The organism is Crocosphaera sp. UHCC 0190, from assembly GCF_034932065.1.
Lineage (GTDB): Bacteria > Cyanobacteriota > Cyanobacteriia > Cyanobacteriales > Microcystaceae > UHCC-0190.
In genome coordinates, this window is record NZ_JAYGHP010000004.1 from 276721 (window position 1) to 290828 (window position 14108).

Genomic DNA, 14108 nt, shown 5'->3' on the forward strand with positions numbered 1-14108 from the left:
TACTTCTCACTGTCTCTGTTTAGATAAATATCTACAACCTAATAAAACACACCCATACAAGAGAAGTATTGCTCTTAGAGCATTTGTACAATTTAGTAAACGCAAGTTGATTGAGTCTATGACTAAACAAGTCGCTCATCCGATGTTGAAGTTTCAACGAAAGGTGTCTTCCCTTGTGGAATCGAAAGTCCTTAAATCCAGTGATAGTATTTGGAAAGTTGCCCTACTCTATGGAGATGATTGGGCCTATTGGAAAAGGGAACTCTTAGAATTTGGCTTTACCATGCAAGATCCCGTCAGTGAAGTGCTAGTGGTAGAAGGTTGGGACGAAGATTAGTCCTCATTGCACCTAAGGGATGCAGATAATTGTCCCAAGTTTTCTAGGGAATTTATCTACATCCTTGCAATCTTCCTATCACTCCCCAGGTGAATGATAGGAAGGCCTTATTTTTGTCCACAAAGAAGGCCGAAACGGATTAACCCTCGTTCATATCCATGACGCATTAATCCCAAGGATAATGCCCCTTCTAGGGTTGTCCGGCCGCTGTTCAATAAACCAACGATTGCTGGTAAGTCTAAAGCTGAATCGATTACCACCTGCCAAAACGGTGCAACAGCTAGGGACCAATCATCAACCCGAATATTATTCAATCCACAGTCGCGGGCAATAGTTTCATACTCTGGCAAAGAAATAACATAGGGCAAACAATAAACCCGATAAATTTCTTGTAAATGCCGTTTTTCATCCGGTGTCAATTCCCCTGCCCAGGAATTGGTTGGACGATGACACCAAGTAGCACAAATAAAGGTTCCCCCTGGTTTTAAGACACGATAACATTCTCGGAAAAATTGGTGTTTGTCGGGCATATGTTCGCCGCTTTCTAATGACCATACCAGGTCAAATTGATTGTCGGGAAAGGGCATATTGAGGGCATCAGTCACGCGGAACTGTACCTTTTCATCTAATTTGACCTCATGGGCCCGTTCGGTGGCTCTATTGGCTTGTACGGGTGAGAGGGTAATTCCTGTGGCGGTGGCGTTGAATTTTTCGGCCAAATAGAGGGTACTGCCGCCAATTCCACAACCCACATCTAGGAGATTATCAACCGTTTTAATATTAGCCCAAATCAATAATTCTTCAATTAAATCAATTTGTGCTTGACGACGATTAATTTTATAATTTCCGGCCCTTCCATAGTAGCCGTGGTGCATATGTTCACCCCAAATTTTTTCCCACAGTTCACTAGAAGTATCATAGAATTGGGCAATTTGTTGAGATAAAGTTGAAGTCATCTATCAGTCCTATTTTATACAATTAATTTTAATTGATCCCTAACAAAAAGTGGGTTAAATAATAGCCATTTCAGCGATTTAACCCACTCAGTTGTTTGAGGCACATTGCCGCAGTATTAAGCGTCTTCTGACATTAATATGTTATGCGGAATGATTTTCTTAATTATTCTCAGTTTGATCGCCATAAAGTTCTATTAACTTAATTAAGCGTTCATCTTGCCAATAACTATCAAAAACAGAGTTATTTTTGGCCAATTCAATACAAATTTCAGGACAGATATCAATGGCTTCTTCTAAACAATGAATTGCTTCATCTCTCTTGTTTAAAATTGCCTGACAACACCCTTGATAATACCAAGCATACTCATCATTGGGTTCAGCATCAAGAGCTTTTTGGTAACAATTAACTGCCTCATCTAGACGGTTTAACTGTTGTAAAATTTGTCCCTGTTGATACCAAGACCAATAATCACGAGGTTTTGCGTCTAAGGCTTTTTCGTAATTATTTAATGCCGCTTCTAATTGTCCGTCATTGCGTAAACAATCTCCGCGACGATACCAGGCCCAATAATCATTAGGCCGAATTTCGAGGGCTTTGTCAAATGCAGCGATCGCCTCTGCATATTTTTCTGATAAACGATAGGCTTCTGCAATGCGATATTGCGCCCAATAATCGTTAGAATAAACCGATAACGCTTGATTAAAGCATTCAATGGCTTTGTCATACTCTTTTAATTCTTCGAGATGAACACAGCCTTGATCATACCAAGCCCAGTAATTGTTCGGTTGAATTTTAGCAGCGTTTTCATAGCTGTCGACAGCTTCATCATAGCGTCCGAGTTCTTCTAGTGTCATACCCCTTTTATACCAAGCCCAATAATCATTTGGATAATATTCTAAGGCTTTTTCGTAACACATTAACGCATCTCGATAAAGTTGTCCTAAACGGAGTCTATTTCCTTGCTGATACCAACTAAGATAACTGTCAGGACGACATTCTAAAGGAAGGTAAAGAGTGGCTTGAGTCTGTATCATGGCTGTTAGAGATGGGGTGAGATTTATTTTATGATGATTCGTTAAGCAATATGCAATAATTGCATTAAAGCGATTGAATATTTACACAATACACAATTTCCGTTGATTATTATTATTTTATGTTACCTTCTGATTTACTAATTTATCGCTATAGTGGGGAATCAATTGTTCCGAAACACTTACCCCTAAATTCTACCGCGATCGCGTTAGCTTCTGAACAAATTGATTGTTTTCAGGATTCTTTGGGAAATACCCAAGGACAATTAGATCAAAAACTTTTAGAATTAGAAGGAGACAGTCCTAATTATCGGGTAAAAAGAGGTTTGGCTCATCTTTTAAAAAATCATTTTTCGACTTTTGAAATTGTTAGTCCTCTGGAACCAGAAGATTTACGAAAAAGAGTATTTAGTCGTTCTGCTGAATCTGTACCTATTCCTCAAAATCGTCCCCATTTACTAGAAAATTTAGCTAGTTTACTCAGTGAAGAATTAAAGCGAGAAGTTTTACCCAGTGAAATTGAAAGAGGATTATATGCAGATTTAAAAGAGAATCGTATTTTAGTAAGCTTTGAACCACCAGAACCTGAAACTTTGATTCATCGTTATAATTTATCCCAAATTCAAGGGGTTTTTTATCGAGCAACTTATATTGTGATTAATGCTCATCGTAATGATCCAGGGGAATATAAACTCTTGTTTCGCTATCTTAAATTATTCCAATTAATGACCTATATTGAAGGGGATGCGGACACGGGATTTACCATTACGATTGATGGCCCTACCAGTTTATTTAAAGCCAGTACCCGTTATGGGTTATCCTTAGCAAAAATGATTCCCGCATTACTTCATGTCAGTAAATGGAGTCTCAAAACTAAGCTACAAAGTCGAGATTCTTATACAGGAGGCATCAAAACCAGTTACTTTAATTTAGACGATCATTGCGGCTTAACGACTCATTATTCTAGGGGTAAAACCTATGATAGTATGTTAGAAGAATCCTTTGCAAAACGATGGGAAAAATTAAAAACAGAGTGGAAATTAGAACGAGAAGTAGACTTAATTCCCTTACCTGGAAGTGTGATGATTCCAGACTTTCGTTTAGTTCATCCTGATGGCCGAGATTTCTTGTTAGAAATTGTGGGTTATTGGCGGCCTGAGTATTTACAAAAGAAATTTTATCAAGTGCGTAACGCTGATGTGAATAATTTAATTTTAGCCGTGTCTGAACGTTTAAATTTAGAGAAAGCTGGCGTTAATTTTAATGATACTCCTGCCAAAGTTATCTGGTTTAAAGATAAGTTAAATCCTAAAGCTGTTTTGTCTCTATTGGAAGAGAATTTATCGAATAAATGAAACATGATTACTTTAAAGAATCTACAGCAGTATATTTATATTAAGAGATGCTGGCAATCCTAATTTTGCGATTATTGATTTTAGTTTGTTTGGTGGTAATGGAACACAAAAAAGTATTACAGGCGATCGCTTTTTTATCAATTTTAATAAAATAAAAGGAGTACCCTATTTGCTAAGATCAAATCTATCTGGAGTTTAACCTATGAATCAAGATCCCCCCCCCATCACCGTCACTTATACTCTTGAAGAAATGTTCTCTAGATTAGAACAGAAAATAGAGAAGCAGTCAGAATTAACAGCAACGAGTCTCAACACACTATCAGAGAAAATAGAAACGGTTAAAAATGAACTAGAGAACAAAATCGACAAAATAGAGGACAAAATAGATAAAATAGAGGACAAAATAGATAAACAATCAGAAGAAATAGCAGGAATTAAATCTACATTCATTACAAGCACAACAGCCATTAGTTCAAAAAATACCTGATTTAGCTGAAAAAGTAGGAGAATTAAAGAATTGGAGGCAAATCGTCTTTATTCTGGCAACCGCTACAGTGAGCGGTGTCATCGGTTGGTTTATTCGAGGGGGAAATCTCAAACCTTAGCTTAATCTATTTCAGAACAGTCGAAAACGAACAAGACAAATGCACTACTCTAGAGGGAACTTGGGAAATTTTGACCAAGGGATCAATAATTTGCATTTGGCAAACTTATTTACCCTAAAACCCAACTATCCTCTACAATAAAGGAAAGCAATAAGTAAATGTACTACGGAAAAAATACCTATGGCGAGTGGTAAATTTGAAACCCCTGCGTCCCTATCTGGCCGAGAAATGGAAATTCTTGACCTACTTTCTACAGGTTTAACCAATCTGGAAATTGCTGAGAAATTAGACATTAGTAAACGGACAGTAGATAATCACATTAGCAACATTCTGACCAAAACGAAAACAGAAAATCGGGTAGAATTGGTGCGTTGGGCTTTGCAATGGGGTAAAGTGTGCCTCAATGATGTTAATTGTTGTTTGTTACCATCAAGTAGCGAAATGCTATCATAAATGGGTTAATGTTGCCTTAACAGTCCTTGTCAGCAGTGTTGCCATCAACTTGAGTGGTTGCACAGAAGGTACTTTTGTGACACCCCCAACGCAACCCTTAGGAAATACCTTAAATAGCACATCAGCAGAACAGCATCCTCGTTTATCCTATGAGGGTCGTTATATGGTTTTTGCCTCGGATCGTCAGGGAAAGCGGAGTATTTGGTTATATGATACTCAAAATGGCCGTTTGCTACCCTTACCAGGACTAAACCAACCTGGAACAGTTCAGGATCAACCTGATATTAGTGCGGACGGGCGATATATTGTTTATGTTTCTGAGCAAGAAGGTAAATCTGATATCTTTATTTATGATCGCCAAAGTCTAGAGGGTAAGAATATTACCCAAGATTTGCTCGGAGAAGTTCGTCATCCTACTATTAGTGGTAATGGCCGTTTTATTGCTTTTGAGTTTAACCGTTCGGGGCAATGGGATATTATTATTTATGATCGGGGTTTAAATACACCGTTATCGTTACCAGGGAACCCAGAAACTGATATAAAATGAACTACCCTATAGCCAAGTCCCTTCGCTCCAATTCAAAATTATTAAGTCACAATATCGGGGTTCATTGTCTAAATTAACACTATTTTGAGTAACTTTGGCAATCATTTATTCCAATTTTTTGTCCCTTTATTGGGGGGAAATATTAATTGTTGTAACCTAATCCAAAAACCAAACAACCGCCTCATTATACTGATAGCAGAAGCATTATAAGTAAAATTGTTAGACTCGATTTTGGTAAGCAGTTCTCAAACTCAATAAGTTTAATAGGTTCAATCAATGGAGTGATGAAATTGCATCTGTTGAGCTAGGAGAATGTCCAGGTTTTTCCACTTAGCTCTAGCTACTTTATTCATGATGCAGGACAAGTTGATCGAGCATAAGCATTACATCAACAAGCACGGCGAAGACTTGCCGGAAATCCGCAACTCGAAGTGAGAGAAAGGACGGAATGTCGAGGTTTGGAAAGAAAGGCAGGCAGATCCCAGTCATTCCATCTGAATATTAAGCCAATCACAATTACAACAGAAGAATATCATGCAAATCCAAATTAATACTGGACATAACATCGAAGGTCACGAAGCACTAGCCACTCAGGTTAGTGATGTAGTGGAAGATAGCCTAAGCCGATTCAGCGATCGCATCACTCAAGTTGATGTTCACCTGAGCGATGAGAACAGCGACAAGAGGGGCGGCGGTAATGATATGCGGTGCATGATAGAAGTCCGTCTCGCAGGACACCAACCCCTCGCGGTAACACATCAGGCAGCGACCTTAGACCAAGCTGTTGAGGAGGCTGCGGAGAAAGTAAGCCACTTGATTGAGCATACTATTGGGCGACTTGAGCATCAAGCGAGTCATCGGACTGACCCACCTCTGTCTAGCTGAATGAATAGTTAATAAATTTTCCCAGGAGTCAGAGATGAATGTAGAAGACCTGAAAGGAAATAGATCGAAACCTGAGACAAGCTTGAGCAAAAAATTTACGAAAGAGGTACACCATGAACTTATTAACGATTGATGAATTAACCACTTTAACCACCGCATCAAACCCAACCTGTATCTCGATCTATGCGCCCATTGTGCGTTTAGGAGTTGAAACTCCGCAAAATCAGATTCGACTGAGTAATCTACTACGGCAAGTGGAAGAAAAATGGGTGGCACTGGGACTTCGGGGACAAGATATCAGAGATTTGCTTCAACCCATTTATGATCTAGATAATGATGACTTCTGGCGACATCAAAGCAATGGATTGGCAATTTTTCTCTCTCCTAATTTTTTCCGTTATTACTGTTTGCCGATCACTTTTCCTGAATTAACAGTTATTGCCGATCGCTTTCACCTCAAACCACTACTGCAACTAATGTCGGGAGATGGGACGTTTTATGTTTTAGCCTTGAGTCAAAAGCAAATTCGCTTATTCCAAGGAACCCATTATCACCTTAATGAAATTGAGTTAACGGATGTACCGACCAATATGGCGGCCGCCTTGCAATACGATAATCCTGAAAAAAGCCTCCAATTACATACAGGTTCCTCTAAGGGGAGTAGTGGCGATCTCAGTGCCATTTTTCATGGTCAGGGAGGCGGAAACGAGGAACATAAAGATGATTTATTGCGTTACTTGCGCGAAGTTAATAACGGTCTAGAGTCTTTCTTGAAAAACCAGCAAGCACCGCTAATTTTGGCAGGGGTTGATTATCTATTGCCTATTTATCATGAGGTAAACACCTATTCCCACTTGCTACCCTATGGTATCTCTGGTAATACAGAAACCTTGCCCCTAGAAGAACTGCATACCCAAGCATGGGAAATTGTACAGCCCTATTTTGATCTCACCAAAAAATCAACAATCTCCCACTATCAGGAACTACAAGGCGGCGATCAAACCGCCAACACCATCGAAAAAGTTGTCCCAGCCGCCTATTTCGAGCGTGTTGAAACCTTGTTTATTCCGATTGGTGAAAACGTTTGGGGAGTATTCGATCCAGAGAAAAATTCCGTTCAGATTCACCCTCAAAGGGAAGTTGGGGACGAAGATTTGCTCGATCTAGCTGCACTACATACCCTAACCAATGGGGGAACTGTTTACGCAGTAGCGCAGGAAGATGTTCCTGAACATCAAGCGATCGCTGCTGTTTTGCGTTATTAAAACTTAGATGTTTTATCCCCTCTTTCAAAGGAGACTAGGGGGGATACAATACTGCTCGGTTAAACTGCAAAACATTCTAGAGATGGGGGGGTGTGGGAGGTGTGGGGAGCAATCTTGTAATAGTCAGGTTTTTATCTTCCCCTTCTTCCCCCCCTTCCCACCCTTCCCTATCCCTGCCTCAACCGACTTTTTTTGTTAACCGAGCAGTATTGAGGCGGGATAAAGTACCTTGTCGAGTAATCTTCGGGAATAGGATTGAGGAGATTTCATGTATTACATCGTTGAAACCAGGAAATCATTCAACCAAGCATCGACAGACCTTGAATTGGCGGTTATACATCATGGCTTTGGGGTTTTATGCGTCCATGACTTAGGAACGACACTTCGTGATAAAGGTATTGCCTTTGATGAGGAGTGCAAGATTTTTGAAGTTTGCAATCCGGGACAAGCTGCAAAGGTTTTGTCCACCGATATGCGCCTCAATATGGCGTTACCGTGTCGTATCTCAGTGTTTACGGAGAAAGGCAACACGAAGATCGGACTGATTAAGCCTGTGCAAATGCTTTTAGCTCTATCTCAGGATGTGGCATTAGCTCAAATTGCCAAAGAAGTTGAAGAAAAGACTATTCAGATGGTTGACGAGGCGAAATGAAGACTCGCAGCCTTAATCATCGAAATTTGTACTGTGAAATTACAAACCATTACTCACGATGAATGATTAGCTAAAGCTTTGATAACTTAGATTTAAGGGGTCATTCTATGACTATAACTCTCGATCAAGAAAAGCTTTCCGAGCTATCCTTAGAAGACCTAAAAAAGAAGTTAGGTACATCTAATCAGGGATTAAGCAACACAGAAGCAATCCAACGACAATCTCAAGAAGGCTATAACGAGTTACCCGAAGAAACCGTTAGTCCAGTGATGCAGTTTCTCTCCCACTTTTGGGGGCCGATCGCCTGGATGATTGAAGCGGCGGTTGTTCTGTCTGCACTGGTGGGCGACTGGGTGGATTTTGGCATTATTTTGGCCCTGCTCATTGGGAATAGTGTGGTGGGGTTTTGGGAAGAATTTCAGGCAGGAAATGCGATCGCTGCTCTTAAGGCAAAACTCGCACTTAAAGCTAAGGTTAAACGAGATAATACTTGGACAACGATTCCATCTCGTGAACTGGTTTCTGGCGATCTGATTCGATTGCGTTTAGGAGATATTGTTCCGGCGGATGTGCGGTTTTTAGCAGGTGATCCTGTAAAGGTTGACCAGTCGGCCTTGACGGGGGAATCCCTACCCGTAGAATGCAAGGTGGGAGGGGTTTTGTACTCTGGTTCTATCCTGAAACAAGGAGAACTTGATGGCATTGTCTATGCTACTGGGGTTCATACTTATATCGGCAAAACTGCCCATCTGGTACAGTCTGCCCATACTGTTAGTCATTTCCAACGTGCGGTCTTAAAAATCGGCGATTACCTGATTTTAATTGCGATGGTGCTGGTAGTCCTAGTGTTGATTGTGACGTTGTTTCGGGGTGATCCCTGGCTAACTACTCTGCGGTTTTTATTGGTGTTGACGGTGGCTTCTATTCCCGTCGCTATGCCTACAGTTTTATCGGTAACAATGGCTGTCGGGGCCCAAAAATTAGCGAAAAAAGATGCCATTGTTAGTCGTTTAGCCGCGATCGAAGAAATGGCAGGTATTGACATTCTTTGTTCCGATAAAACCGGAACTTTAACTCTGAATCAGTTAACATTAGGGGAGCCTTTTTGTCGGGAAAATACGACCCCAGAAGATGTTATTCTCAATGCCTCCCTTGCTTCTCGTGAAGAAAATGAAGACCCTATTGACCTAGCAATTCTTAAGGAACTGAAACCTGCTCAACATTTGGATAATTATCGGATTGTCCATTTTCAGCCGTTTGATCCCGTCAGTAAACGCACAGAAGCCACCGTTGAAAACTCTAATCGTGATCGCTTTAAGGTGAGCAAAGGTGCGCCTCAAGTTATTCTCAAACTTTCAAGTAATGTGGAGCAGGTACAGCCTCAAGTTGATCAGGCGATCGATGAATTTGCTCGACGGGGATTTCGCTCTCTGGGGGTTGCTCGTACTGATGCTCAGGGAAATTGGCAATTTTTGGGAATTTTGCCCTTATTTGACCCCCCCCGCAGCGATTCTCAATTGATGATTCGGGAGGTACGCAAACTAGGCATTAGCTTGAAAATGTTGACGGGAGATCAACAGGCGATCGCCAGCGAAACAGCCCATCAACTCGGACTCAAAGGAGACATCCTCGATGCCAGTTTACTAGAAAAAGCGGCTCCCCACCAAGCCGGACAAGTTGCTGATAAGATCGAAGCCGCCGCAGGTTTTGCCCAAGTTTTCCCAGAACATAAATATCACATTGTAGAAGTCTTACAACAACGGGGGCATCTCGTGGGCATGGCTGGTGATGGGGTTAATGATGCTCCTGCCCTCAAAAAAGCTGATGCTGGTATTGCAGTTTCGGGGGCCACTGATGCCGCCCGTGCTGCTGCTGATATTGTCTTACTCACTCCTGGACTCAGTGTCATTGTGGAGGCAATACAAGAAAGTCGCCGCATCTTTCAGCGCATGAATAATTATGCCATTTACCGAATCACCGAAACGATTCGGATTTTGTTGTTTATGACCCTTTCTATTCTGGTCTATAACTTCTATCCTGTGACGGCTATCATGATCGTGCTGTTGGCTTTATTGAATGATGGTGCGATTATCTCCATTGCCTACGATAACACCCGTCCCGCCAATCGTCCCGAAACCTGGAATATGCCCATTGTTCTTGGACTAGCAACTATTCTGGGGGTAACTGGGTTAGCCAGTTCCTTTGGGATGTTGTATTTGGGGGAACGCTACTTTAACCTCGATCGCAGCATTCTGCAAACGCTGATTTACCTGAAGCTCTCCATCGCTGGACATCTCACCATCTTCGTAACACGCACTAAGGGGCCTTTCTGGTCGATTAAACCTGCCCGAATTTTGCTAATAGCTGTACTAGGAACGCAATTTTTAGCAACCCTGATCGCAGTATATGGCATCTTTATGACTCCTCTCGGATGGGGTTTGGCTGGCTTTGCCTGGATTTATGCGTTGATCTGGTTTTTGATTGCAGACTGGGTGAAACAGCGTGCCTACGGTGTGTTTAATCATGCCAAACCTGTCTATGTAACCAAGGGTTTTAGAACCTTGACTCAATGGTTTTCTCATTTTCTTTTTAACTGATCTGAACTCAATGAGTGTACCAACTCAAAATCAAATATCTTACTTCAAAAATACATTTTTAACATGAACCATGAACCGAAAAATCAAAATTATTTTTAATAGCTTGTTAGCAATAATTATCACCGTACTACTTGTGACTTGTGCATCACACCCGCCGTCGGTTGTGTCAAGTGGGACAAATACCTTTCAATCAAACGGTGAACGCATTTATTTCACGGCCACGAGCGATCGCGGCACAAACATTACTTATACTTCGGGGCCGGATTTGGGCGGGTTCAGGGGGGATAATGGCTCATCAGGTGGCACAATGGGGGGTTCATCAGGTGGCATGATGGGGGGTTCGTCAGGTGGCATGATGGGTCGTGGCTACCTGACTTGTGCTTCCTGTCATGGTCCCAATGGTCGTGGGGGTATACATACTATGATGGGAATGCAGACAATGAATGCACCCGACATACGCTGGTCAACATTGAAAGATGAATTCACCCCTGAGAAATTCCGCTTAGCAGTCACGCAAGGGCAAGATCCTGACGGAACACCATTAAATAATTATATGCCGCGTTGGAAAATTGGCAAAGACGATCTAGCTGATTTGATGGCTTACCTGAATACATTACCTTGAATAGAAACAAGAATAAATTTACATAAACTTAGGATTAAGGAGTCAGAAAATGCTGAATATACTCACTGATTTACCGGATCAAGTTTTAGCTTTTTCAGCAGTAGGAAATATAACTGCTGACGACTATGAAACACTTCTCATACCAATAGTCAAAGAAAAATTAAAAAAATACGGCAAAGTCCGTCTACTCTATCATCTTGGAACTGAATTTAACCATTTTTCTATGATGGCACTTTGGGATGATTTAAAATTTGGGTTAGCACATTGGAATGAGTGGGAAAAGATTGCCGTGGTCACTGATTCAAGGTGGTTGCGCGGGATGATTCAAATTTTCCGGTGGCTGATTCCGGCCAGATTCAAATTGTTTCAGAATAAGGAACTAGAGCAAGCACGTCAATGGATATCTAAGTAAAAAAAACTCTATTAGATATTAATCAAATAGTCTGAGAAAGAGTTTTCCTTAATTTTTTGCCAATTCCTGACGGTTACGCCACCAAGCGAGGAGGGTACTCGCAATAAAAATACTGGAATATGCTCCGGCAATAAACCCAATAATTAAGGCGAGGGCGAAATATTTTAGGGTTTCTCCCCCAAACAAGAAAATAGCAATTAGGGGTAAGATCGTGGTTAAGCTAGTATTAATAGAACGGGTTAAGGTTTCATTGACAGAAATATCAATCACCTGATTAATAGAAAGATCCGGTGAACCTTCAAAATTCTCTCGAATGCGGTCATAAATTACTACGGTATCGTTAACAGAAAAGCCCACAATTGTCAATAAAGAAACGAGAAATAAACTATCAATTTCTACCCCGCCTACTAATCCTAAAATAGCAAAAATACCCGCAGTCACTAAAACATCATGAAACAGGGCCACAATGGCAAAAAACGCATAATCAAACTTAAAACGGATACTAAGATAAACAATAATGCCAAAGAAAGACACTAATAAAGCTAAAATTCCCGACTCAAATAATTCTTTCCCAATGGTAGGGCCAACCGTATCAATTTGAATAGTTTCAGGATCAAACGGCCCAATTTTATCGTTTAATTCCTGTTGTAATTGAGTCCTTTGATCCACATCAAGAGTTTTGGTACGAATTGAAAGAATATTTCCTTCTAAGACTTGAATGGTACTTCCTGCCAAATCTTGGGCGACTAAAATATTTCTTACCTCTCCCGTATCAATCGGTTGATCACAGGTTTTCTCAACAGCACAAGCTAACTGTAATTGTAGTCTGGTTCCCCCAATAAAGTCTAATCCTGGACGTAATGGGGCCTTAAAAGTTGAATAAGAAATCACCATACCAATGAGCCCAGCTAGGATGATCAAAGAAGAAATTGACCACCATAACCGTTCCCATTTAATGACATTTAATTGCATAATTGTTCTAAGATTTCGTGGGTAAATTAGGGCAAAATAGTTCAGGTTTTTTACGAACTGCTGGCAGTCCCAAAACCGTTATTAATAGTAAGGTACGACTACAAGTTAAAGCAGTAAACATACTAACTAAAATACCGATCGCCAAGGTAAGAGCAAACCCTTTAACTAAGCCAGAGCCTAACCCAAATAAAGCAGCACAGGCGATCAAAGTAGTGATATTACTATCTAAAATACTAGAAAAGGCGCGATAAAATCCCGATTCTACCGAACTATAAAGAGTTTTACCAGCACGCAATTCTTCACGGGTTCGCTCAAAAATCAAGACATTAGCATCCACTGCCATACCAATACTGAGAATAAATCCGGCAATACCAGGTAAAGTTAAAGTGACACCAATGAGAGAAAAACAGGCTAGGGTTAATAACGTATAAACCCCCAAAGCTAAATCAGCAAGTAAGCCAGGGAGACGATAATAAACCACCATAAAGATTAATACTAAAATTAATCCGGCCACCCCTGCATAAATACTGCGTCGGATACTATCTTTACCTAAAGTAGCCCCAACGGTACGATTTTCAACAATTTCCACCGGAAAAGGTAAGGAACCGCCCTTTAATTGAACTGCCAATTCATTAGCGGTTTCTGTGGTAAAATTCCCCGTAATGACAGCACTTCCCCCGGTAATTCCCGTATTAGCAAATTGGGCCCCAACCACAGGCGCACTAATTAAAATATCATCCAAAAAAATGCCAATACTGCGACCTGTTCCCGCAATATTTTTAGTCAGTGCAGCGAACTTTTTACCCCCATCACCGTCAAAATCAAGAATGACTTCCCATTCCGTGCCTTGGGACGGTCCATAACGAGCATTTTTCAAGTTTTTTCCCGTTAAATCAACAGACTCAAATAAGTCTAAGATCGCTTTATTAGATATTTCTAAAGATTGGGTTAATTCCTCTGCCCTAGCAACATTTTCTGGGGTTTTCGTCGCCAATTTTAAGACGGCTAATTCTGCTTCTTTTTGCCGTTTAATCGTATATTCAGCATTAAACTGCCCTTCTGTTCCCTGACGTTGTTGACGAAACTCTAATTGGGCCGTTCCCCCTAAAACCCGTTCTGCTTGTTGAGGGTCTGTTACTCCGGGTAACTGCACCACAATTTTATCCTGGCCAACGGTTTGAACAATAGGTTCGGCCACCCCTAACCCATTAACCCGATTTTCTAAGACACTCTTTTCTGCGGCCAAGTCTTCGGGACTAATATTGGGAACTTCTTTGGTGGGTTTAACTTGGATGGTTAATTGGGCCCCACCCCTGAGATCTAATCCCAATTGTAAAGGCAGGGCGGCCAAAACGGCGATCGCACCAACTACGAGGGCAAGAATTAAACCGATCAGCAAACGCTGTTTTTGCATGGTA

General features: G+C 41.0%; 15 protein-coding genes. 11 read left to right on the plus strand and 4 right to left on the minus strand.

What is annotated here, in order from left to right:
* Positions 1-118 precede the first annotated feature (118 nt).
* Positions 119-337: a DUF4327 family protein gene (locus VB715_RS08895; protein ID WP_323300840.1), complete on the plus strand. Its 219-nt coding sequence runs from the start codon at positions 119-121 to the stop codon at positions 335-337.
* 107 nt (positions 338-444) lie between these two features.
* On the opposite strand, the gene VB715_RS08900 is transcribed toward VB715_RS08895, so the two are convergent.
* Complete coding sequence (locus VB715_RS08900; protein ID WP_323300841.1) at positions 445-1293, minus strand: methyltransferase domain-containing protein; 849 nt, start codon at positions 1291-1293, stop codon at positions 445-447.
* A 159-nt stretch (positions 1294-1452) separates the two neighbouring features.
* On the minus strand, positions 1453-2328 hold the full coding sequence (locus tag VB715_RS08905; RefSeq protein ID WP_323300842.1) for a tetratricopeptide repeat protein: 876 nt from the start codon (positions 2326-2328) through the stop codon (positions 1453-1455).
* A gap of 119 nt (positions 2329-2447) precedes the next feature.
* Here VB715_RS08905 and VB715_RS08910 point away from each other — a divergent pair, with 119 nt between their 5' ends.
* The 10 genes from VB715_RS08910 to VB715_RS08955 all read left to right on the plus strand — a co-directional run bounded on the left by VB715_RS08910 (position 2448) and on the right by VB715_RS08955 (position 11718).
* Positions 2448-3680, plus strand: coding sequence for a DUF790 family protein (locus VB715_RS08910; RefSeq protein ID WP_323300843.1), 1233 nt, complete (start codon positions 2448-2450; stop codon positions 3678-3680).
* A 202-nt stretch (positions 3681-3882) separates the two neighbouring features.
* Positions 3883-4167, plus strand: a complete 285-nt coding sequence (locus VB715_RS08915; RefSeq protein WP_323300844.1) for a hypothetical protein — start codon at positions 3883-3885, stop codon at positions 4165-4167.
* A 298-nt stretch (positions 4168-4465) separates the two neighbouring features.
* A complete protein-coding gene (locus tag VB715_RS08920; protein WP_323300845.1) occupies positions 4466-4738 on the plus strand; it encodes a helix-turn-helix transcriptional regulator in 273 nt (90 codons plus the stop codon).
* The gene (locus VB715_RS08925; RefSeq protein ID WP_323300846.1) at positions 4689-5285 is read left to right on the plus strand and encodes a biopolymer transporter; all 597 of its coding nucleotides are present in this window, start codon (positions 4689-4691) and stop codon (positions 5283-5285) included. Before VB715_RS08920 ends, VB715_RS08925 begins: the two co-directional genes overlap by 50 nt.
* Before the next feature lie 534 nt (positions 5286-5819).
* Positions 5820-6170: an HPF/RaiA family ribosome-associated protein gene (locus VB715_RS08930; RefSeq protein ID WP_323300847.1), complete on the plus strand. Its 351-nt coding sequence runs from the start codon at positions 5820-5822 to the stop codon at positions 6168-6170.
* Between the two features lie 113 nt (positions 6171-6283).
* Entirely contained in the window at positions 6284-7435 is a 1152-nt protein-coding gene (locus VB715_RS08935) for a hypothetical protein (protein WP_323300848.1), read from the plus strand.
* A gap of 268 nt (positions 7436-7703) precedes the next feature.
* A complete protein-coding gene (locus VB715_RS08940) occupies positions 7704-8087 on the plus strand; it encodes a DUF302 domain-containing protein (RefSeq protein ID WP_323300849.1) in 384 nt (127 codons plus the stop codon).
* Between the two features lie 107 nt (positions 8088-8194).
* Positions 8195-10684, plus strand: a complete 2490-nt coding sequence (locus VB715_RS08945) for a plasma-membrane proton-efflux P-type ATPase (RefSeq protein ID WP_323300850.1) — start codon at positions 8195-8197, stop codon at positions 10682-10684.
* 163 nt (positions 10685-10847) lie between these two features.
* Positions 10848-11306, plus strand: a complete 459-nt coding sequence (locus VB715_RS08950; RefSeq protein WP_323300851.1) for a cytochrome c — start codon at positions 10848-10850, stop codon at positions 11304-11306.
* A 49-nt stretch (positions 11307-11355) separates the two neighbouring features.
* The gene (locus tag VB715_RS08955) at positions 11356-11718 is read left to right on the plus strand and encodes an STAS/SEC14 domain-containing protein (RefSeq protein ID WP_323300852.1); all 363 of its coding nucleotides are present in this window, start codon (positions 11356-11358) and stop codon (positions 11716-11718) included.
* A gap of 48 nt (positions 11719-11766) precedes the next feature.
* Here the strand turns inward: VB715_RS08955 and secF are convergent, their stop codons facing one another.
* Complete coding sequence (gene secF, locus VB715_RS08960; RefSeq protein ID WP_323300853.1) at positions 11767-12690, minus strand: protein translocase subunit SecF; 924 nt, start codon at positions 12688-12690, stop codon at positions 11767-11769.
* Positions 12691-12697: 7 nt separating this feature from the next.
* A complete protein-coding gene (gene secD, locus VB715_RS08965; protein WP_323300854.1) occupies positions 12698-14104 on the minus strand; it encodes a protein translocase subunit SecD in 1407 nt (468 codons plus the stop codon).
* Positions 14105-14108 lie beyond the last annotated feature (4 nt).

What these genes read in the sequence shown, in the direction of transcription:
- VB715_RS08895 (WP_323300840.1), top strand. Translation starts at nt 119, where the DNA reads ATGACTAAACAAGTCGCTCATCCGATGTTGAAGTTTCAACGAAAGGTG.
- VB715_RS08900 (WP_323300841.1), bottom strand. Translation starts at nt 1,293, where the DNA reads ATGACTTCAACTTTATCTCAACAAATTGCCCAATTCTATGATACTTCT.
- VB715_RS08905 (WP_323300842.1), bottom strand. Translation starts at nt 2,328, where the DNA reads ATGATACAGACTCAAGCCACTCTTTACCTTCCTTTAGAATGTCGTCCT.
- VB715_RS08910 (WP_323300843.1), top strand. Translation starts at nt 2,448, where the DNA reads ATGTTACCTTCTGATTTACTAATTTATCGCTATAGTGGGGAATCAATT.
- VB715_RS08915 (WP_323300844.1), top strand. Translation starts at nt 3,883, where the DNA reads ATGAATCAAGATCCCCCCCCCATCACCGTCACTTATACTCTTGAAGAA.
- VB715_RS08920 (WP_323300845.1), top strand. Translation starts at nt 4,466, where the DNA reads ATGGCGAGTGGTAAATTTGAAACCCCTGCGTCCCTATCTGGCCGAGAA.
- VB715_RS08925 (WP_323300846.1), top strand. Translation starts at nt 4,689, where the DNA reads ATGATGTTAATTGTTGTTTGTTACCATCAAGTAGCGAAATGCTATCAT.
- VB715_RS08930 (WP_323300847.1), top strand. Translation starts at nt 5,820, where the DNA reads ATGCAAATCCAAATTAATACTGGACATAACATCGAAGGTCACGAAGCA.
- VB715_RS08935 (WP_323300848.1), top strand. Translation starts at nt 6,284, where the DNA reads ATGAACTTATTAACGATTGATGAATTAACCACTTTAACCACCGCATCA.
- VB715_RS08940 (WP_323300849.1), top strand. Translation starts at nt 7,704, where the DNA reads ATGTATTACATCGTTGAAACCAGGAAATCATTCAACCAAGCATCGACA.
- VB715_RS08945 (WP_323300850.1), top strand. Translation starts at nt 8,195, where the DNA reads ATGACTATAACTCTCGATCAAGAAAAGCTTTCCGAGCTATCCTTAGAA.
- VB715_RS08955 (WP_323300852.1), top strand. Translation starts at nt 11,356, where the DNA reads ATGCTGAATATACTCACTGATTTACCGGATCAAGTTTTAGCTTTTTCA.
- secF (WP_323300853.1), bottom strand. Translation starts at nt 12,690, where the DNA reads ATGCAATTAAATGTCATTAAATGGGAACGGTTATGGTGGTCAATTTCT.
- secD (WP_323300854.1), bottom strand. Translation starts at nt 14,104, where the DNA reads ATGCAAAAACAGCGTTTGCTGATCGGTTTAATTCTTGCCCTCGTAGTT.